At 28.8% G+C, this 19633-nt stretch carries 21 protein-coding genes; 7 read left to right on the forward strand and 14 right to left on the reverse strand.

Going from position 1 to position 19633, the window contains the following annotated elements:
• Nucleotides 1-59: 59 nt before the first annotated feature.
• From B3B03_RS17355 to B3B03_RS17365, 3 genes are all read right to left on the reverse strand, one after another.
• Nucleotides 60-1073 (reverse strand): phosphotransferase, encoded by a 1014-nt coding sequence (locus B3B03_RS17355; protein WP_346877925.1) that lies wholly within the window; start codon nucleotides 1071-1073, stop codon nucleotides 60-62.
• Between the two features lie 103 nt (nucleotides 1074-1176).
• On the reverse strand, nucleotides 1177-2409 hold the full coding sequence (locus tag B3B03_RS17360) for an alpha/beta hydrolase (RefSeq protein WP_346849037.1): 1233 nt from the start codon (nucleotides 2407-2409) through the stop codon (nucleotides 1177-1179).
• A 288-nt stretch (nucleotides 2410-2697) separates the two neighbouring features.
• Complete coding sequence (locus B3B03_RS17365; RefSeq protein ID WP_346877926.1) at nucleotides 2698-3519, reverse strand: MerR family transcriptional regulator; 822 nt, start codon at nucleotides 3517-3519, stop codon at nucleotides 2698-2700.
• 400 nt (nucleotides 3520-3919) lie between these two features.
• Here B3B03_RS17365 and B3B03_RS17370 point away from each other — a divergent pair, with 400 nt between their 5' ends.
• From B3B03_RS17370 to ygiD, 3 genes are all read left to right on the forward strand, one after another.
• Nucleotides 3920-4906, forward strand: a complete 987-nt coding sequence (locus B3B03_RS17370) for a 3-oxoacyl-ACP synthase III family protein (RefSeq protein ID WP_346877927.1) — start codon at nucleotides 3920-3922, stop codon at nucleotides 4904-4906.
• Nucleotides 4907-4920: 14 nt separating this feature from the next.
• A complete protein-coding gene (locus tag B3B03_RS17375) occupies nucleotides 4921-5265 on the forward strand; it encodes a hypothetical protein (RefSeq protein WP_346877928.1) in 345 nt (114 codons plus the stop codon).
• 362 nt (nucleotides 5266-5627) lie between these two features.
• Nucleotides 5628-6380, forward strand: coding sequence for a 4,5-DOPA dioxygenase extradiol (gene ygiD, locus B3B03_RS17380; RefSeq protein WP_346849041.1), 753 nt, complete (start codon nucleotides 5628-5630; stop codon nucleotides 6378-6380).
• Nucleotides 6381-6472: 92 nt separating this feature from the next.
• Here the strand turns inward: ygiD and B3B03_RS17385 are convergent, their stop codons facing one another.
• From B3B03_RS17385 to mntA, 6 genes are all read right to left on the reverse strand, one after another.
• On the reverse strand, nucleotides 6473-6805 hold the full coding sequence (locus tag B3B03_RS17385) for a PadR family transcriptional regulator (protein ID WP_035131768.1): 333 nt from the start codon (nucleotides 6803-6805) through the stop codon (nucleotides 6473-6475).
• Between the two features lie 12 nt (nucleotides 6806-6817).
• Nucleotides 6818-7498 carry a DUF1048 domain-containing protein gene (locus tag B3B03_RS17390; RefSeq protein WP_346849042.1) on the reverse strand — a complete coding sequence of 227 codons (681 nt, stop codon included), beginning with the start codon at nucleotides 7496-7498 and terminating at the stop codon, nucleotides 6818-6820.
• Between the two features lie 208 nt (nucleotides 7499-7706).
• Nucleotides 7707-11123 (reverse strand): collagenase, encoded by a 3417-nt coding sequence (locus B3B03_RS17395; protein ID WP_346877929.1) that lies wholly within the window; start codon nucleotides 11121-11123, stop codon nucleotides 7707-7709.
• Between the two features lie 278 nt (nucleotides 11124-11401).
• Entirely contained in the window at nucleotides 11402-12043 is a 642-nt protein-coding gene (locus B3B03_RS17400) for a lactate utilization protein (RefSeq protein WP_346849044.1), read from the reverse strand.
• 92 nt (nucleotides 12044-12135) lie between these two features.
• On the reverse strand, nucleotides 12136-12555 hold the full coding sequence (locus tag B3B03_RS17405) for a HepT-like ribonuclease domain-containing protein (protein ID WP_035131763.1): 420 nt from the start codon (nucleotides 12553-12555) through the stop codon (nucleotides 12136-12138).
• Entirely contained in the window at nucleotides 12548-12967 is a 420-nt protein-coding gene (gene mntA / locus B3B03_RS17410; RefSeq protein WP_346849045.1) for a type VII toxin-antitoxin system MntA family adenylyltransferase antitoxin, read from the reverse strand. Before mntA ends, B3B03_RS17405 begins: the two co-directional genes overlap by 8 nt.
• A gap of 489 nt (nucleotides 12968-13456) precedes the next feature.
• Between mntA and B3B03_RS17415 the strand changes: the two genes are divergently transcribed.
• Nucleotides 13457-13621 (forward strand): hypothetical protein, encoded by a 165-nt coding sequence (locus B3B03_RS17415; protein ID WP_167402990.1) that lies wholly within the window; start codon nucleotides 13457-13459, stop codon nucleotides 13619-13621.
• A 76-nt stretch (nucleotides 13622-13697) separates the two neighbouring features.
• Here the strand turns inward: B3B03_RS17415 and B3B03_RS17420 are convergent, their stop codons facing one another.
• The 5 genes from B3B03_RS17420 to B3B03_RS17440 all read right to left on the reverse strand — a co-directional run bounded on the left by B3B03_RS17420 (nucleotide 13698) and on the right by B3B03_RS17440 (nucleotide 17825).
• Nucleotides 13698-14735: an MBL fold metallo-hydrolase gene (locus B3B03_RS17420; RefSeq protein ID WP_346877930.1), complete on the reverse strand. Its 1038-nt coding sequence runs from the start codon at nucleotides 14733-14735 to the stop codon at nucleotides 13698-13700.
• A 95-nt stretch (nucleotides 14736-14830) separates the two neighbouring features.
• Nucleotides 14831-15139: a nucleoside triphosphate pyrophosphohydrolase gene (locus tag B3B03_RS17425; RefSeq protein ID WP_346849047.1), complete on the reverse strand. Its 309-nt coding sequence runs from the start codon at nucleotides 15137-15139 to the stop codon at nucleotides 14831-14833.
• Nucleotides 15140-15145: 6 nt separating this feature from the next.
• The gene (locus B3B03_RS17430) at nucleotides 15146-15685 is read right to left on the reverse strand and encodes a nitroreductase family protein (protein ID WP_346849048.1); all 540 of its coding nucleotides are present in this window, start codon (nucleotides 15683-15685) and stop codon (nucleotides 15146-15148) included.
• A gap of 167 nt (nucleotides 15686-15852) precedes the next feature.
• A complete protein-coding gene (gene brnQ, locus B3B03_RS17435) occupies nucleotides 15853-17157 on the reverse strand; it encodes a branched-chain amino acid transport system II carrier protein (protein ID WP_346877931.1) in 1305 nt (434 codons plus the stop codon).
• A gap of 185 nt (nucleotides 17158-17342) precedes the next feature.
• Nucleotides 17343-17825, reverse strand: coding sequence for a deoxycytidylate deaminase (locus B3B03_RS17440; protein ID WP_035131756.1), 483 nt, complete (start codon nucleotides 17823-17825; stop codon nucleotides 17343-17345).
• Nucleotides 17826-18026: 201 nt separating this feature from the next.
• Between B3B03_RS17440 and B3B03_RS17445 the strand changes: the two genes are divergently transcribed.
• The 3 genes from B3B03_RS17445 (at nucleotide 18027) to B3B03_RS17455 (ending at nucleotide 19414) form a co-directional block, all read left to right on the forward strand.
• Nucleotides 18027-18614, forward strand: coding sequence for a restriction endonuclease (locus tag B3B03_RS17445; protein ID WP_346849050.1), 588 nt, complete (start codon nucleotides 18027-18029; stop codon nucleotides 18612-18614).
• Nucleotides 18615-18769: 155 nt separating this feature from the next.
• A complete protein-coding gene (locus tag B3B03_RS17450; RefSeq protein ID WP_346849051.1) occupies nucleotides 18770-18961 on the forward strand; it encodes a ferredoxin in 192 nt (63 codons plus the stop codon).
• Nucleotides 18962-19213: 252 nt separating this feature from the next.
• Complete coding sequence (locus B3B03_RS17455) at nucleotides 19214-19414, forward strand: EscE/YscE/SsaE family type III secretion system needle protein co-chaperone (RefSeq protein WP_035131749.1); 201 nt, start codon at nucleotides 19214-19216, stop codon at nucleotides 19412-19414.
• Nucleotides 19415-19633 lie beyond the last annotated feature (219 nt).

Raw genomic sequence — 19633 nt, forward strand, 5'->3', positions numbered from 1 at the left:
TATTACATATTTATACATATTATAACATACTTTTCAATATATTTATATCTATTACTTTTTTAAAGAATATTATTTATCCACTTTTCTAATTTAGGAATTATCTCAGAATAGTATGTAAGAGCATTTATTGTTTCAGTTACTTCATTAATTCCCAAATTCTGTTCTTCCTTATCTACACATTCAATACCTAAAGATCTTTTTAAGTTATACTCTAACCAACTAAGTTTACCTAGAAATCCATTGAATAATACTATTCTCCAATTTCCTTTTAATGGACCATGTATATTTTTATATCCTCCTATAAAAGCTAAAAATTTTTCTTTATTAATGTTTCCGGTTTCATTTTCAGCCCAATATATAGCTGTTTCAATTAATTCTTGCATAGGATTTACATAGCCAGCAGCCTCCCAATCAATAATAATTGGTTTATCATTGCTCCACATAACATTTTTAGAATCTAAATCCCTATGACTAATAACCATTTCTGTTGCAAGTAATTTTGAAGACCTTTTTGCCTGAATACTCCATTCATACAGCCTATCAACTACTTCACTCATCAAGTTTACCCAGATCATATTATTTTCTTTTCCCATTTGTAAATAATGATTCCAATTCGTTATTTTTTCATTATCTGACCAATTATTAACTATCATTAATTCTGAAAAGTCTGTCATATGTATATCAGCAAGCATAGAACCTATCTTTTCACAGTTAACTATGCTTATTCTACCAGATTTTAGACTTTTACCATCTATCCAATCAAATACAAGATAAAATTGATTATCTATCTCGTGGATAAAAGTTTCATTAAATCTTTTAGCTGGAAGAGCTGATACACTCTTTGATGCAACATTAGCAATCTCCTCTGAATTGATGAAATTTTTCATTGCCTCGTCTCTTAGCATTATTTGAGGATTTAATGCTTTAACAGCATATTTATCTTTTGTTGTTTTGATAGCATACATTCTATGCAAAAGACCTCCGGATATTCTTCTAGGTTCATCTACTATCTTACCAATTTGTAAAAATTCACATAGTCTTTCAAATTGAAGATTATAATGTATATCACCCATTCTTTAAACTCCTTCACCATCTTATTCTATTTTTTCATCAATTACCTCGAAAGATTTTAATATCATTTTTATTTACCTTCCTAATATGCATATTGCTATATTCTTATAATTTCTCCTTTATTCCTATAAGTGAAATTAATCCATGTGCCAAGGTTTCTCCCCAAGATAAGTAATCATGTCCTCCATTAAACCATCGCAAATCAACTTTATATCCTTTAGATATCAATGTATCTCTTAAATTTATATTAGGATCTATAATTTTATACTTAGTTTCTAAAACCCCCATATCTAGGTAAAATTTAAGAGGAAGCCTGTTTACTTCTTTAAACATTTTGCTCATCCAGCAATCCTCATCAGGTACATAGTCTTCTGAATTATACCAAAAATAACCTGATTGAGAAAGGACATTTCCAAAAACTTCTGAATAGTTTAACCCTAAATAAGCTGCTGTTAATCCTCCTAGACTAAGTCCACAAATTATAGCTTTTTCTGGCATGCTAGAAATATTATAATTTTTTTTAGCCCATGGGATTACTTCCCTTGCAATGCACTTACAAAATGAATCATTACACTTTAGTTCTTTTCCTCTATTTTTTGTTGAATCAATAAATATGGCAACTATAGGTGGTATTTCTTTAGTGGCAATAAGATTATTCAAAGTTTCTATTGCAGAAAGATTAGAGATATAATCATCACCATCAGTTAAAACCATAAATCCATAAGGTTTTTCTTTCTTATCATATCCATAAGGTGTATAAACTCTGATTCTACGCTTATCCTCTAAGTTTTTACTTTCAAACCTATGTTCCTCTATTTTTCCTTCTGGTACATCTTCTATTTTTGTTGACCAAATATCTTCAGGTGACTTAGGCATTAATACATAAGAACCCTTATCTTCTGGATTCTCTTTATCAAAACTCAATGCTTTTTTACAAAACTTATCATACTTAACTCTACTACCAAATCTTTCATTCCAATCATCATCCAATGGATCATTTGGTGAAAAGTAATATATAAATCTTAAATTATTTCTTACTTCATAAGTAATAAACCATAGATCCGTTTCCATTATTTTTTCCATTTGAAAATCTCTATAGTTATCTTTAAATCTATCTAATCCTATATCAGGTATAAACAAAACATTTTTACACTCTTTAATCCCTTCATATATAAAAGTAACTAAGCTATTCTTATCATCATTTTCTATATGTTCTATTATTGGAGAACCCTTATGTTGTAAATCATGTGTAAATTCTTCTACAGCCTTATGTCCATTCTGTTTAATCCTTTTTTCTAATTCAGTAATAGTTTTACTTTTTATTAAAGATTTTTTCATATAAATCTTTACTCCCTTCATTCACATAGCACTAAAAAAGTGAATCCTCATTTTATAACTCCAATAAAGTCATTAAAAGTAAGTATTAAAACCAAAAGCAGCTCCAAGGAAATTATACCATATTATACAAAATATCTATACTTGGTAATTTATATATAACACTTTAGCATTCAATTATTAAAAAATACCGTATATTCATTTTAAAGAATAATACGGTATTATAATATTCATTTTCTATTTATCTTTATATACATTTGAGTAGTCTATTTTTATTAAAAATTAATCATATTAATTTATAGGAAATTGTAGCTCTGTTACATATTCATTGGGATCATCTGTTACCCATTCACCTTCATGGTATATTTCACGCACTGGTCCACAGATTGAATACTTATTTTCTGAAATCCATTTGTACATTATTTCATAGGTTTCTCCAATTGTAGCAAATGAGCCATTATGAACTATACAAGCCATTTTTTCTATCATGGGCAGTTCAGATACTTTGACAGTATCACCTTCTGGGATTAATTTTGTTATAGGTTCTACAGCCTCCATATCCTGTATTGAAGTATTATCTTTATGATAAAGTGTCATACACGGAATTGTACGTTTTCCTTTTACTTTATCTATATATTCATTAACTTGTGCCCATAGGCTTTCACAAAATTCATCATAAGTTTGATTACCATCCTTCACAAAACATTTTCGCAATGATGCAACTAAGATTTTTTCTACTTTTTTAATTGAAATTTCATTCATAGTAGGTATGCCTCCATTCTTTATTAAAAATATATTTGTACGAAGACGTTGAAGCCTACTTGTTTCTAGTTCTAGTGCCTTTTCAAGTAAATCTGCTTTCACTTCCAAAACCTCTATAAGCGACTCATTACTAGAATTATTATTAAAGAAATTGCTAATTTCAACAAGTGAAAATCCAGCATCCTTTAAAGCAATTATTTTATTTATGGTTATAAGTTGACTTGCATCATAGTATCTATAACCAGTAAATTTGTCTATATATATAGGTTTTAAAATTCCTACATTGTCATAATGATACAGTGTATTAATTGAAAGTCCACTCATACGCGAAAATTCACCAATCTTAAACATAACTTCACCTCAACAAATAAGCTCTACAAGTGTGCACCTTGCCATCTATTATTATTATAAACCCTTCGGTAACCCAAGAGTCAACTACTATAAAAAAGTTAGAGGTTAATCCAACTTCCTCTCTTTTCATAAATTTATATCGGCTTCTAATAAAGTAAGAATATAAATTATAAAACATATAAAGTAAATCGAATTGTGACGATAATAATAGAGTGATATCAAAAATATAATACTATATTATATTTTAAATTTATTTTATTTGAAATTTTTGTAGAATAATAAACTCAGTAGAATATATTTTTTACTATATTTATAATTTTTACATATATATTGTACCATTTTGTTTATATGTAATATATATATTTAAACATCAAATTCAAATGTGAATGGGGAGGACTTTATGGGAATAAAAATTCAAGAAGTATCAATATATCATCCTAAAAAAAGAATAGAGAATCAACACTTCATTAACAAATATGGACAAGATTTAGAAAAACTTTTAAATCACTTAGGAAGAAAGTCTAGGTATTTAGTTGATAACAATACAGAAAATTCTCTTACTATGAGTTTGGAAGCTACTAAATCCTGTTTGAAAAAAGCTAATGTTAAGGCTTCTGAATTAGACATTATTGTATTTGTTAGTGATTCTGTAGAACATTTAATACCTACTAACGCTCTTTTGATACGAGATGCTATAGATGCATGTAACTGCGATTTAACTTATGACATGAACGATAATTGTATAGGAATGATAACAGCTATAGATAGCATTGCAACCTATATGAAATCTAAAAGTAAATATAAAAAATCTTTAATCGTTGGTGCTTCATATGGCTCACTCCTTGCCAAAAGTGATTGTGAGTTAGTAAATTCTACTGTTGGAGATGGTGCAGCTGCAATATTACTTACTAGTGATGAAGAAACTGGTGGGGTTCTTAATTCTGCCTTCCATACTGATTCTAAAAATCATAAATATATGGTTTTCCCTGAATGTGGATTATCCCATATATATGATGAAGAACTGCCTATAGATAGTAAAAAATATGCTTGGGTAAATCATGATGTGTCTTACTTTAGTGATGAATGGGTAAAACTTATCAATAAACTCTTAAAAGAAGGAAATGAATCTATAACAGATGTAAAACACTTCTTATTTTCACAGTTTTCCCATGCTGATATAAAAGAAACATTAAATAAATTAAATTTAGAGGTTAGTAGTGACACTTATACCTTTGTTGCAGATGAATATGGTTATACTGGATGTACAAGCCCGTTTTTTGCGCTTAATAGAGCTATAGAAACTAAAAAGATAAATAAGGGAGATCTCGTTATTTTTTGTTCAGTTGGTTCTGGATACACAATGGGAGCTTTTTTATATAAATTTTAAAGGAGGAATTTTAAATGTATAAAGTAGAAGTTAATAATGCTAAGAAGGTCTTATTTATCACTGTAGGAGGATTTTTTCAAGAGGAGGATGGCAAAAATTTCTTAAATGATTATAATAATGCTGTAAAGTCTATAACTCCATCAAGCTTTACTCTTGCACTTGAAAGTTCAGAATTATCAACATCAAAAGCAGAAATGATTCCAATTCTTGAGAACTGCATTAAAATGTATAAAGCTACTGGGTTCAAAAATATAGTTTCAACACCACCAAGCTCAGCTATTGCTGCAATGCAATTAAAAAGATTATTAAGTTCATTAAATGTAGATATTGAATTTGTATCAGATTTATCTCAATTATAAACAGAGTTCTTTGCTTCAGAGGGAGTTTTTACTCGCCCTGAAGGTTACTAACAGAATTCTTAGTATCAGTATTTTCGATACTTAGAATTCGTTGTCCTTTAGGGGAAATCGTTATCCAGGGTCGTAGCCGCTCTAATACTCCCACTTTGAAGAAGATGGGAGTATTAGAGCGGGTAGTCATCGGATAAAATACATATCTTAATTTCAAAGTAAGTGGTAAATAGCTTATCAAAATGATTAGTTATTTACCACTTACTTCTTCATGATATATTTTGAACAAAATAATTATTAAATATATTTCACCTTATTTTTTGATATAATAAAATTAAGTTATATAATAAAGTATATTAAGGAGTGATATTATGAAATTCCCAATGGGTTTTATAGGGCATGGTTCACCAATGAATATCATAACTGACAATAGCTACACAAAAAGTATTTATAATATTTGTGAGACTCTACCTACACCAAAGGCAATAATGGTGGTTACTGCTCACTGGATGTCAGACGGTGCCACTGCAGTTACTACATCCCAAAATCCAGAACTTATATATGATTTTTATGGTTTTCCAAATGAATTATATGAAATAAAATATCCATGTCCAGGTTTTCCTGAAATCAGTAGAATGCTTGAAAATCTTGACATAAAGCCTATTAATACATATGGTCTTGACCATGGAGTTTGGTCAGTCTTAAAACATATGTATCCAAAGGCTGATGTTCCTGTAGTAGCCCTTAGTATTGATATGGCACAACCTGCTATATATCATTACGAAATGGGTAAAAAATTAAAATTTTTAAGAGAGCATGATATTTTAGTATTAGGCAGTGGAAACATTGTCCATAATTTATACTTAGCAGATATGAATTATGATACTACTCCATATCAATGGGCTATTGATTTTGAAAATGAAGTAGTAACAAATCTAAAATCAAGAAACTTTGAATCTCTAATTGAATATGGAGATAAAAAAAATAACGCCATTCCTACTAAGGATCACTATTTACCATTACTATATATACTTGGCATGGTGGATAAAAGTGATACAATAGAAATACTCTATAAAGGTATTCAAAATAAATCTATATCAATGTTAAGCTTTTTATTCAAATAATAGTTTAACATTACCGCCTCCAAAGTATACTAATATATAAGGATTTTATGGTTATATAAATTATTGAATATATTTAAATATTAAGAAATATATTACTGAATATTCCCTTTAATTATATCATTTATATTTTTACTCATATATTCCCAAGTATCCACAAAATCCTTTAGTTCTTCACGGCCTTTATCTGTTAAACTATAATATTTCCTAGCAGGGCCAAGGGGAGACTCCTTCATTTTTGACGATATAAAACCATTCTTTTGCAGGCGTGTATACAGTGGATATAAAGTTCCTTCAGAAATATCAGTAAAACCATTATCCTTTAATATTCTAGCAATGTCATATCCATAAATCTCATCTTTTAAATCTATAATTTTAAGAACACAGCCCTCTAAACTTCCCTTTAATAACTGTGATTTATTATTCATGGTTCCCTCCTTCTATTGATTTTTATTTTCAAAGAAATACTGTATCAAATAAATAGTTATAAGTATGCCCATGAATATTAAATAGTTAACTTCAAAAAGTACCTTTGTTAAAAACAGTTTAGTTAATACAAATATAGCTGTTATAATGCAAAAGCCTATCCATAATAAAAATGTTATCTTTCTATCTTTCTTTTTATCCTCTCCATTAAAAATATTATACATATATTGTATTTTAGATAATAAATAATTAGTTAATATAATTACAATTATAGTATTAACTAACATTGAAACTGTAACTGAAACTGTAAAAAGTGTTGTTTTATTTACCCAACTATCAATTAATTGTCCTACAAACATCTCAAACACGCCAGTAAAAATAATCAATATTATTGGTAGCTTAGAAACCTTCCAGTACACTTTTTCTAGCACTGAGTACCCTTCTATTGTTTCTGATATAAACTCATCACAAAAGGAATTTATATCACTATTTCCTAGTACTTCTTCTACGTCAATTCCTCTTTCCTCAGCTTGTAAAAATAAATCTAAACAATGGTGTATAAACTCCTCAGCATCATGATCATTAATATTTGAAAACCGTATTTTAAATAATATATTTTCAAACTTTTCCTCATTTTCTTTACTTAGTTTATTAATAAACTTATTAACCTCTTTTATATACTGTTTTGTTTTCATAAACTGCCCCTCCAAAACTTATTTCCAGTACTATTTATCACAAGGTATATTGTAATGCATAATAGTCCTTTTCTATATTGTATTGCATGGTAGTATTTTTGTCAATAAAAAAGCTTCAACTACATTTTAAATCTTACATTGTAGTTGAAACTTTATTATTTATCAAGTATAAAAAACTATAAATTTAGTTATAACTATTAAACTTACGCTATCTTTGTCTTATACCATCAACTTTAATAGTATAGTCAACACTGCTAGAGTTATTTAAAGAGTATAGTTTAATAAAATATTTACCAGGTACAGCCTTAAAGCTTCCACTAGTTCCATCTACTTCACTATTCTGACTCCAGCATACATAATTATTTAAGTTATCTGATTTACACACTATCCAAGTGTATCCTTGCTGAGTACTTCCAACCTTTATATTTACATTAGATGCAGTATCTACATCAAAGTAAAAAACGTCAGTGTCTCCACCTGTAGGTAGTTTTCCTTTTGCATCAATGTTGTTGTATATAGCTACATTTCCAGATTCAAAGCTATTATTTGGTTCTACTTCTGTAATATTACTTGGCACTTCTGGGTCATTATTATAGGACTTTATACCATTGATATTTATACTATAGTTTCCATTTTCTATAGCTTCATCTGTTGAGTATAGTTTAATATAATACTTTCCTGGAGTAGCACTAAAGCTTCCTTTACTTATATCTCCTTCAGTGTATTGCTTCCAACAGACGTAATTGTCTAAGTCATTCTCCTTAGAAACTATCCAAGTTATTTTAGATGAATTTCCTGTAATCTTTATATCAACTTCACCAGCATTATCTACTTCAAAAGCAAATGTATCCTCATCATTAGCATTTTGTATAGTACCAGTTACATCTTTATTATTAGCTATAAAGTAATTAGCCTGATTATAATCATTATTGGGTTCTACTTCTGAAGTTATTCCATTTTCTCCAGATGTTTTGCTAGCTTTAATATTAAATGTTGTTTCTCCAATGGCACCTTTGTTATCCGTAACTTTAAGGGTAACAACATAATTTCCTTCTTTATTATAAGAGTGAGTTGGATTTTTAGTTGAACTCGTAGATCCATCTCCAAAATCCCAATCATATGCTACTATAAATCCATCTGAATCTGCAGATTTATCTGCACTAAATAAAACCGTCTTATTTACTTCTACATTATCTGGAGCATCTATACTTGCAGTAGGAATTTTATTTTCAGGATTTACTGAGCTATCATTTAAAAGTCCTTTAAACACTAAGTTATATTCATATTTACCATTGACAACTTTATAATCAGTAAAATAGCAAGTTACTGTTTCATAGCCTGTCCAACCCTTTAATAATAGGTTTTTAAGCATTTCATTAGCTTTTTGATTCATTTCATTATTATCCTGTAATCTTCCTTTTGAAGTTCCACCTACATACTTACCAGATATCTTAAATGTGTTGAAATCTGCTGAATAAGTTTTATCTTGATTTACACCACTAATTCTACTTATACTTACTATGTCGGAAGAAATTTCTTCTATAGTTCTTTTAGGATGAACCTTTGTATAACTATCTGATACTAATGGAGTTCCTATAGTAGTATCCCCTATTAATTGCTGCATATATTGTTGATATTCTACATTTTTGTTTGAGTCAACCTTTAATTGTGAAATAAAATTTCTGTATGCTTTTATGTCAGTATTAATCACATAATCATTTATTTTATTTAATGATTCCATATCATTATTATACATGTAGCTTACAAGGGCAAAGCCATAATTATAGAATTGCCATCCACTATTGTATCCTGAAGATATAGTTTGACTTAATGTAAATCTGTTGGCTTCTTCCTTTGCAAGTTGATTCACTATAGCTTCTCTTGGTTTTACTCCTTCTGTACGAGTAGATCCAGCAAAGAACTCTGCTGAACCTTCTTCAAACCAAGTCAAATCTTCATTTTCATAAAATGGGCCTTGTCCCCATAAACCAGGAACTAAATATCTACCCTGTAGATAGTGAGTAAATTCATGTCTAAATAGTTCTTCTAAGCTATAAATACTTTCGTGAATTGTTCTTTCGTAAGTGTAAAAAGTTCCTATAGGTTCTATATATATTCCACCATTATCTGTACTAACATTACCTAAATATTGATTCATTTTATACTCTGATGGGGAGTTGAAAATTTTTATAGTTAGAACATTATCTTTATTTCCAGCTTCTAAAACTTTATCACTTCCAATATTTCTAAAGAATTGAGCTTCTACTTCCTTTGCTGCCCAATAAAGTCTTTTTACCTTTTCTTCTGAAACATTAGATCCAACTTGCATTACTATTGAGCCATTATCAAATGTATACTTATTAGGTAGGTACTTGTTGTAGCCCTCTTCTTGAAGTTGGGTATAGTTTATATTTTCTCCACGTGAGTTGATGCCTTTGTATAGATAATCAATTCTTTCTGCTGCTATAAAAAATTTCTCTGAATACTTATTTGAAGTATCCATAACATCAGTTAATAATCCAATTGCCATCTTCTGATTGCTGTGGAACACACCTAGTTCTCCTATTTGATAAATGGCATTATTAACTAACCATTGGTTACCACTACTAGTATTTTTCATCAATGCTATTTCTTTTAATTCATTTATAAAGGTATCAATTTTACCGTAGTAAGGCATTGTTGCAGGATCTTTTCCGTAGGCTGCAGAAGTTAAATCATAGGATATACCTTTAATTACTCCGTAGATAGCATTAGCCTTTGATAAATCAGTGCCATATATCTCTATATTGATTTTATAATCTCTTAATAGTGCTGCTGACTTATTAACTATTTCTACACTGGAAGATGCATTTCCAATTAAAGATCCAAAACTTTCAACTACACCATTTTGAAGTTTATTTCCAAACTTAAAGTTAGGATTGTCAATCATTGAGTTTAATGCTGGTAAGCATAAGTCTTTAAAGTTTCTATCATTTAGATAACTTAATTCAGTATTATAATATCCTAAATAGAACCCTGATCTTAAAACTTCTACTATAGTGGGAATACCATTGTTATTAGTGCCTGTAAAAGTTTTAGCTCTTGTATCTAGAGCCTCTATTATATACTTTACACGAGCTCTATCACCGTAAAATTCTTGTGAATCTGCAGAATACTTAAATAGTCCATCGATATTTCTCCACTCTAAGGATGCAATAGTATTAACCATTTCTTGATAGCTCATCGCTGAAAGTTCTTTTAATGTATAGTTGCGCTGAGCTTCAACTGCTTTTGTATCTACCCTCTTCTCTTCTGAAGGTTTAAGTAAACTGACATCATCTACTTTAGCCTCTGCTAATGTTTTAGCTTGAATAATTTCTTCATTATTTGAAATCCCATTTTTTAATACTCCATATGGTTTTAGCTTTTGTTCTAAATTTTGCTTTAAACTATCCTTATTATTTTCTGCTGCTATATTTATTGGTATCTTGTCCATATCTTCCATAGTCATAGCCATAACTCCAGTCGATGTATTTACCACCATAAATACACTTAAACATGCTAATGAAGCATTTCGCTTAAAATTTTTCCTCCCCATAAATCGGATTAAATTTTCAATTAATGTAATTTTAATCTTTTTATTCATTTTAATACCTCCATTGTAATTTTTTATTTTTTATATAATTATACTACTTTCATGAATAATTGCAATGTTTTTTAATCATTTTTTATATAATTATGAATATTTTTTATATTTTTTCAATATTTCAAAATACTACAATAAATTTATATATAAATATTTTCTATAAACAAAAAAATCCTTACATCAATCTATTACTTGATATAAGGATTTATTAAAGTCTATTATAGTATTGCAGACTAAAAAATTCATGTTCTATACGAACTATACATTATTTAAAATTATCAATAACCTAGTTGTTCTCCCACAATAATTACTTTTATTCTATTTTTAATAAACTGACCTCTTATAATTGTGAAATCATTACATATTCTGTTGGGACTTTTACAATCTACACAATACCCTAAGGTAGTACATGGAGTATCTTTATTTAACCTCTTGGCATCAATAGGAGCAGCATAATTTCTAACTCTTTTTTCTGCCTCCTCTATGTCCTTTACAATCTTATTTATTCCAGCTACTAGAATAACTTGCTTTGGACCATAAAGTATGGGTGCAACCCTACTTCCATTACCATCAATATTATATAGTTCACCATTCTCTGTTAATGCATTAGTACTACACATGAATGTAGTTGCAGAAAAATTTTTTAGATAAATTTCCCTCTTCTCTTCACTAGTAATATCATCTCTATACTTGTCCCAAAATACATAATCACCTTTGCGTAGAAAATCTATAACTCCTGTTTCAAAAAGTGTCATAGAGTCTCCTACTCCTACTGTGGAATTATCATCTATTAGATTCTTTAAAAGCATTATTAGCTCATTTTTATCTTTAACAAAGAATCCACCCATGTTTCTTCTGTTCAGATTTTTTATAGTTCTATCAATTCTCTTCTCCATATACCATAAAGTATTGTTATCCATCTTAAGTGCTCCTTTCTAAAATAGAATTTTACATTTTAGTTGCTTTTGTAGATTGTGTTTTTTCATAATACTCTCTTTTCTTCTTTCATAATTTATAAATAACTAGCTGCTATTCTAATAATCTTTTTGAATTTACTTTTATATTTCACAATATGATTGAAAAGTTCTTCATGAGTTGGTTCTTTGTATCTATGAGCAATTCTATTTCTAATTAACTTAGATTTTTCTAAGAATTCATAAGTATCCTGATCTAAAATTCCCTCTTCTCTAAATATTTTTAAGCTATCACTTAAGCTTATACCTATCTTAAATCTTTTTATTTCCTTTAGTATAATGGAGCATAAATCCTCAAGTATGGTATGAAAACTAACAAATAACTGCCTTAAACTTGATTTTGCTAACTTTAAGAGTAATCTATCATTGCTAGTTTTAATAATTTCTATACATTCTTCTATATCACTACTACATTCCTTTAAATCCTCAATTATCCTCATAAGTCTTTCTTCATTCATACAAAACATCAACCTTTCTAAAATGAATAAAATTTTCATTTTCTCTATATATCCACTCCACGTCATCGCAAAACTCTTCAAAGACCTCATTATCAGTTGAATATATAATTTCGCAAGAGTTTAGAATACTTATCTTAACAAATATATCTAAAGTTTTACTCTTTAAATCTACAACATCAACTTCTCTTTCTAAAAACTTTTCTAAAAATAATTCTATTTCTAAAATATCATCTAAGGAGAAACTACCTCTTCCTAATACTGCAATATCTACATCTGATTCTTCATTAAACTCTTCAGTTAAAACACTTCCAAATACAACTATATTTATAATGTCAAATTTCTTTATAAAACCAGTAAATTCTTCTGATTTTAACTTATTTAAGATTTCTTCTTTAATTAATTGGTTTGACAATGTGATCACCAACTTTTCTAATATTCATATCTTTATTATATACAACATTTGTAAAATAATAAACCGTATTGTAAAATAAAATACGTTATACTACTTATCACTTTTTTTACTTTATATACACACTCTATTAATATATTTCACAATTACTTAACAGCTTTTAAAATTTATTGTAAATAGTTAATTTAATTAATTTATTTATAGTGTTTTATGTTAAAATAAAACTATAATATTACTTACATTAAAATTTTACGTTTTACATTTTTATTTAATTTTAAACTCTTATGAGATGAATGCTGGTTATGTTTTCGTTTCCATTTCCAGCATTTATCTTATAACCAAAATGTATAGATAATCAACATACCCTAAAAATATATAAGAGTAGTACTAATTTAATTGTGGTACTACTTTTTTTATTTAAGCTTATCTTAACTTTTAGTCATAACTCTGCCTTTCTAAAAATATATTTTTAAAGAAAGGAGCGATGAGAAAATGGGTAAGCAAAGAAGAGGTAAGGTTATTAAGAAAATAGTAGGTTGGAGAGGTACATGCCCTCTATGCGGTAGAAAAAGAGTAAAATTAGTTTGGACTAAGAAATGTGAAGACGGAAAAACTATAAACATCTGTAAAATCTGTTCATCAACAGTAGCTCAATAATTTCAGAACTTAAAAGGATGTTTTGAAATAACCTTATTTCTAAACATCCTTTATATTTATTTTAAAACTCACTCTTTTAACTTTCTTTAATGTATTTAACTATTGCCCACACTAATCCTTTATTTGATATAACATAATAAATCTTTCCATCTTTATATAACTTATTTATCATTTCAAGCTTTTCAAGATAGACTAAGTGGGACATACACTCCCCTAACGCAAAGAATCTTTGAGTTATTGGGAAGTCTTCCCAGTTTTTAATTGTTATACTCCAGTGCATTCTTCCTGCAATTTCATAAGGGGAAAGTTTTTCTCCATTAGCCAAAATATCCATGATTTCCTCTAACCTAAGATCATAATGATCCTTGAGTTCTCTTATTCTCCTTTTAGTATTCCTTATAATAGCTCTATGAGAAGAAAGTGTTACGTCTATAGGTAGAGATGCAACTCTATCTAAGCTATCAAAGTATTCGTGTAAAGGGTTTTCCATCCATTGCTCAAGGTTATAGGCTATATTTGGAGTTATCTTTGCTAATATTAAATCTCCACCAATTAAAATCCTATGGTTTTCTTCGTATAAGCAGCAATGAGCTGGGGTGTGCCCTGGAGTCAAAATGCATTTAAACTCATACTTTCCTACCTTTAATGTTTCCCCATCCTTAATATCTGTATAAGTTGGCTCAGTGAAACTTTCTTCAAAACCTTCTTGATCTCTTAGAGCTTTTAGTGCTGATACCGCCTCGCCCTTAGGAAATCCCATTGCTTCATTAAATATATTAATTTCTTCCATATAAGTTACTTTTCTTAAATTATATATCTCTTCACTTTCTCTTGGATGAATATAAGCCTTATTATTAGAATTTAAAAGAAATGGTACAAGACCTGTATGGTCATCATGAAGATGAGTTAAAAATATATCCGTATTGTCCATATTTACATTCAATTCTTTTAAACTTTGTCTTAAGCTTTCTAAAGATTTAACCTTGCGAAAGCCTGTATCCACAAGTAGATTTCTTTCATTACCCTTAATTAAATAGGCATTTAGTGCCCTTAAAGGATTATCCGGAAGTTCTACCTCTATTTGATATATATCTTCAAATAATTCTCTTATCATCAGTATCTCCTTATCTTTTGCCTCATTACTAAAAACTATTTATAACATTACGCTCTATAATTTTAATCATACTGACTAAAATATAGCTAATATTTTTACTTAACAGACTTAAGAACAATTCCTTCCTTAAATCCCCCACGCTGCTTTAGCTTCCAATTTCTTTTCTCCACTAATTCCTCTTCAGAATATCCTAAATTATGAGCTAGCCCAAACAGCACTTCCATAATATCCGCTAGCTCCTCTAAATTTTTATCCTTTAGATATTCATTTACCTCTTCTTTTAGCTTATCTTCTAATAAAGAAATCATGTCCTCTTTAGATGCAATTTCTACATCACACTGATTTCCATCTTCAGCTATCACCTGTGGAATCTTATCTCTTACTAATTTATTATATACTTTCATTATCTATTACCACTGCTCATAATGAACTATTTCTTCTAAATTCTTTCTTGGACGAGGACTTGGTGCTTCATCTGGATAACCTAAAGTTAATACTGCAACCACATACTTATCATCAGGAATATTTAAAACTGGTCTAAAGTCCTTCTGTTCAAACCAAGCAATCCAACAAGTTCCCAACCCTAAATCTGTTGCTTCAAGTGCCATATGTTCAATGGCAATAGATGTATCTCTAATAATTTGCTTAACTTCGAATTCCTTACTATATTCATCAATATAAAGGTCATCACACTTAGGTAACCTTGATTTTATATCTGCAACACACACAAGGTGGACAGGTGCACTAACCATCCACTTTTGATTATACGCAGCAGCTGCTATTTTTTCTCTATTTCTCTGCTCCTTAACCACAATAATTTGCCATGGTTGTGTATTACTACCTGATGGTGCTAGTCTTGCACTATGAAGAATTTGTAATAACTTCTCATCTTCCACTTGTTTATCCATATATCTTCTTATGCTTCTACGCTCTTCAATTGCTTTAATCATAACTCTACCTCCAAACTAATTTTTATATTAAATTATGTAGGTATTCTATCTTTAAAATACGCATTTACATGTATCTATTATAACATGTTTGCTACAATTATATAAATCATCCATAACACTTATTGATTGCCTTGTATATCTTTGTAGTATGAAATATAATTTAAATATTATATTTCTGTGTTTGTTTTAATAAAATTCCCCATTATACCTGCCACTATAACTGGAACTATCCAGTTAAAACCTAAATTCGCAAATGGAAGTTTAGTTACTATTGGTACTCCTATTGAACTGCCTATTCCCATATGGTTTAAAACCGTTAATACACTTATAAACAAAGCTGTATATGTTGAAAAAATAAACACATAATTGTTCTTAATTTTTTCTTTAAATAATGTTAATATTACTAATGTAACTGTTGGAGGATAGATAACACTTAATATTGGTGCTGAAAATTTTATTATAGTACTTACTCCAAAATTAGCTACTATACTACTAAACACGCATACGAATATAACTATATCTCTATATTTCCATTTTCCCTTTGATACTTTACTAAAATACTGGGCTGTTGCAGACGTAAGTCCTATTGCTGTTGTAAGACATGCAAGACCTATTATTATTGCTAATAATATCTTTCCTGGTTTTCCAAGTAATATATCTGTTATATGTACTATTAATGCAGTTTGAGATATTTCTCCTAATGGTATGTTTGCATATTGATTTGAAATGGTAGCTCCTAAATAAGTCAACCCACCATAGACTAAAACTAGTCCTATTGAGGCAACAATAGATGCTTTTAAGGTTAATTTTATTTTTTCCTTTATTCCTTTATATCCTTTATTACTTAATGTTGTTATTACAACAGTAGATAATGCTATAGCTCCTAATGCATCCATGGTTTGATAGCCTTGGATTACTCCTTCTGCAAATATACTTTCTACTCTTGGCGCTATACTGATAGAATCAATTGGATTTATTATTCCAACTAATATGAGTAATAGTAGAGTTATGAGAAGCATTGGGGTTAAAAACTGACCTATTATATCAATTACTCTAGATGGTTTTATAGATAAAACCAATGTTATAGAAAAAAATATTATTGAAAATACTACTGGGCTAAATCCTTTGAATATTGGCACAATACCCATTTCATAGGTTGTTGCTGCTGTCCTCGGTATGGCTAAAAGTGGTCCTAAGCATACCATTATAACAGCACCCAAAATTATTGATAATTTTTTACCTACCTTTCCAAAAATTTCACTTACATCTCCATTGCATTTAGCTGCAGCTATAATTGATAGTATAGCTAAGCCTACATCAGCTAAAACAAATCCAAACAATCCACTACTCCAACTTATCCCTGATTCTAGTCCTAAAAATGTTGGAAATATAAGATTTCCTGCTCCAAAAAACATAGCAAATAAAGCAAAACCAATTACTATAGCATCTCTCGTCATATCTTTAGTTTTCATTTAATCTACTCCTTAACAAATTCTGTCTTTAAATATAATTATTTAACCTCTTAGGTATACGTTCAACCAATCTTAAAATGGGACTTTAATTCATTCTAAAATTCAGTTGATATTGCTCATAAATAAAAAAAGATTATCTCAATATAAAAATATGAGACAATCCTTTTAGCTCTAATTTAATAGGTCTATTTTAATTTTATCTCTATCTTGTCTACACTTGGAGTTAATTGAGTTAATTTCACATTAGCCTTTTCAAACATATATTTAGAGGCTTTTATAGAATCTGTTTCAGCATACTTATCACTAAGATAATAAACTTCCTTTATGCCTGATTGAATGATATTTCTAGCACATTCATGGCAAGGGAACAAATTTACATATAGTCTACAGCCTTCTAAAGACTTACCTCTAGCATTTAAAATAGCATTTTGCTCAGCATGCACTACATAAGGATACTTAGTTTCTAAAAATTCTCCATCTCTACTCCAAGGAAAATCTTCATCACTACATCCATTAATAAATCCATTATATCCAATAGAAACTATCCTATTGTTGCAATCAACTATACAAGCTCCAACCTGTGTTGATGGATCCTTACTTCTCATTCCTGATAACAAAGAAATACTCATAAAATAATCATTCCAAGAAATATAATCTTCTCTCTTCATACGTAACCTCCTTGAAGTATTTATTACTATTTTATATTAAAAACCTTCATAATTAAAGATACTTTTCTAAATCTGTTATGGATTTCATATAAAAATATCTGTTTATTGTGCTCATTAATATCACATGGTAAAGCAAAAATCCCAAATATATTGATTAATTTTTTTCTATAATGACAATAATTATTATACGAGGTGATTCTTATGAACAAATATGAAATTTTAGTACTACTTATAGTACTCATAATACTTATAAAGAGCTTTACTCAATTTATTGAGAAAATAAGAGGCTTTAAAGATGAACAACTAAAATTTACTATGAGGATTAAAAAAGAAAATATTAATAGATTAACAGGACTTCAATTTGAAGGCTTCTGTCAATGGCTTTTTCATAATAACCCTGAATATAAGGATATAAAGCTTACACCTCCTAGTAATGATGGTGGAGTTGATTTGATTCTTACAAATTATGACGATGAAAAAATCTATGTTGAATGTAAAAGATATAATTCTAATCCAACTCTAGCCTCTAATGATGAAGATAATGCTTCTGATGAGTTTTTTATAGGAAGAGTTATATGCCAAAAACTTGTTGGTGCTATGATGGCAAACAATATAAAAAAAGGTATTATTCTTACTACAGGCAGTGTGTCCCCTAATGCCCTAGAATACATTGGTAAACTAGAAGACAACAGTGATCTATCTCTTAAAATATATACTATGGATAATATTTTAAAGCTTATTGAAGAACGAGAAAATCAAGATGACTATGAACTCGCCGTAGAGATTTAAAGACTCAACTACTCCTGATATAAATACATAATTATATATATTTACTCTAACATCCATGTACCTATTATTAATTAATTTTCTAATTTTTGCGTATATGAAATCAATTACTGCAAACACTAATCTTGTTAATATATTAAAAACAAGGAGGAGTAAATATGGAAGCAATCGTAAATAAAGATACATGTATAAGTTGTGGAGCTTGTGTTGGTGTCTGCCCTGAGATTTATTCATTCGATGATGATGGTAAAGCTGAAGCTATAGATGGAGATGTTCCTTCTGATCTTGAAGCTGGAGCTGTTGATGGAAGAGATCAATGTCCTGTAGATGCCATAGATATTAAAGAATAATGAGCTAGGCTTACTGCCTAGCTTTTCTTATCTTAATACTTAGTTATGATTATATTATTAGTTTTGATAATAAAATTTAAAAGTATAATTTAAAATTTATAACATACAATAACTTTACTAGTTCATAGTGAATTTCTTTACCTCTTAGTAATAATAATTATCTATTGTACAGAAACTTACTATGACTAAAAATTAAATTAGGTATTAAATTTTATCTTAATATCTGAAAATAAAACTTAGGAGGAAATTGTTATGCAACAAAATCAAGGAAAAAATGCTAAACAACATGTTCAGGATGTACAAAGTAAACTTCAAGATTCAACAAACTGCTTAAATCAAGCATTAAACTCTGTTGAAAAACCACAAAACAGACAAAAAATCCAAAATACTCTTAATTCAGTAGAAAGTGCATTAAATTCAGTAAATAGTACTCTTTCTAACTATCAAGAATAACAAAACACAAGGTTAATCCCAAAACCTTGAGTTCTATATGAATACCAATTAATTTAATAGAGAGACTGAGATATTAAATAAAATAATTAATATCTCAGTCTTTTTCTATATTATATTTCATCATTTTAACAAACAAAATTTATCTTTTTATATTGGTTATATCAATAGATATATATTATATATAGGATAATTCAATTATACATATTCATTTTTGTCTTA

This window comes from Clostridium sp. UBA5712 (assembly GCF_002419845.1).
Lineage (GTDB): Bacteria > Bacillota > Clostridia > Clostridiales > Clostridiaceae > Clostridium_J > Clostridium_J sulfidigenes.

What these genes read in the sequence shown, in the direction of transcription:
- B3B03_RS17355 (WP_346877925.1), bottom strand. Translation starts at nt 1,073, where the DNA reads ATGGGTGATATACATTATAATCTTCAATTTGAAAGACTATGTGAATTT.
- B3B03_RS17360 (WP_346849037.1), bottom strand. Translation starts at nt 2,409, where the DNA reads ATGAAAAAATCTTTAATAAAAAGTAAAACTATTACTGAATTAGAAAAA.
- B3B03_RS17365 (WP_346877926.1), bottom strand. Translation starts at nt 3,519, where the DNA reads ATGTTTAAGATTGGTGAATTTTCGCGTATGAGTGGACTTTCAATTAAT.
- B3B03_RS17370 (WP_346877927.1), top strand. Translation starts at nt 3,920, where the DNA reads ATGGGAATAAAAATTCAAGAAGTATCAATATATCATCCTAAAAAAAGA.
- B3B03_RS17375 (WP_346877928.1), top strand. Translation starts at nt 4,921, where the DNA reads ATGTATAAAGTAGAAGTTAATAATGCTAAGAAGGTCTTATTTATCACT.
- ygiD (WP_346849041.1), top strand. Translation starts at nt 5,628, where the DNA reads ATGAAATTCCCAATGGGTTTTATAGGGCATGGTTCACCAATGAATATC.
- B3B03_RS17385 (WP_035131768.1), bottom strand. Translation starts at nt 6,805, where the DNA reads ATGAATAATAAATCACAGTTATTAAAGGGAAGTTTAGAGGGCTGTGTT.
- B3B03_RS17390 (WP_346849042.1), bottom strand. Translation starts at nt 7,498, where the DNA reads ATGAAAACAAAACAGTATATAAAAGAGGTTAATAAGTTTATTAATAAA.
- B3B03_RS17395 (WP_346877929.1), bottom strand. Translation starts at nt 11,123, where the DNA reads ATGAATAAAAAGATTAAAATTACATTAATTGAAAATTTAATCCGATTT.
- B3B03_RS17400 (WP_346849044.1), bottom strand. Translation starts at nt 12,043, where the DNA reads ATGGATAACAATACTTTATGGTATATGGAGAAGAGAATTGATAGAACT.
- B3B03_RS17405 (WP_035131763.1), bottom strand. Translation starts at nt 12,555, where the DNA reads ATGAATGAAGAAAGACTTATGAGGATAATTGAGGATTTAAAGGAATGT.
- B3B03_RS17415 (WP_167402990.1), top strand. Translation starts at nt 13,457, where the DNA reads ATGGGTAAGCAAAGAAGAGGTAAGGTTATTAAGAAAATAGTAGGTTGG.
- B3B03_RS17420 (WP_346877930.1), bottom strand. Translation starts at nt 14,735, where the DNA reads ATGATAAGAGAATTATTTGAAGATATATATCAAATAGAGGTAGAACTT.
- B3B03_RS17425 (WP_346849047.1), bottom strand. Translation starts at nt 15,139, where the DNA reads ATGAAAGTATATAATAAATTAGTAAGAGATAAGATTCCACAGGTGATA.
- B3B03_RS17430 (WP_346849048.1), bottom strand. Translation starts at nt 15,685, where the DNA reads ATGATTAAAGCAATTGAAGAGCGTAGAAGCATAAGAAGATATATGGAT.
- brnQ (WP_346877931.1), bottom strand. Translation starts at nt 17,157, where the DNA reads ATGAAAACTAAAGATATGACGAGAGATGCTATAGTAATTGGTTTTGCT.
- B3B03_RS17440 (WP_035131756.1), bottom strand. Translation starts at nt 17,825, where the DNA reads ATGAAGAGAGAAGATTATATTTCTTGGAATGATTATTTTATGAGTATT.
- B3B03_RS17445 (WP_346849050.1), top strand. Translation starts at nt 18,027, where the DNA reads ATGAACAAATATGAAATTTTAGTACTACTTATAGTACTCATAATACTT.
- B3B03_RS17450 (WP_346849051.1), top strand. Translation starts at nt 18,770, where the DNA reads ATGGAAGCAATCGTAAATAAAGATACATGTATAAGTTGTGGAGCTTGT.
- B3B03_RS17455 (WP_035131749.1), top strand. Translation starts at nt 19,214, where the DNA reads ATGCAACAAAATCAAGGAAAAAATGCTAAACAACATGTTCAGGATGTA.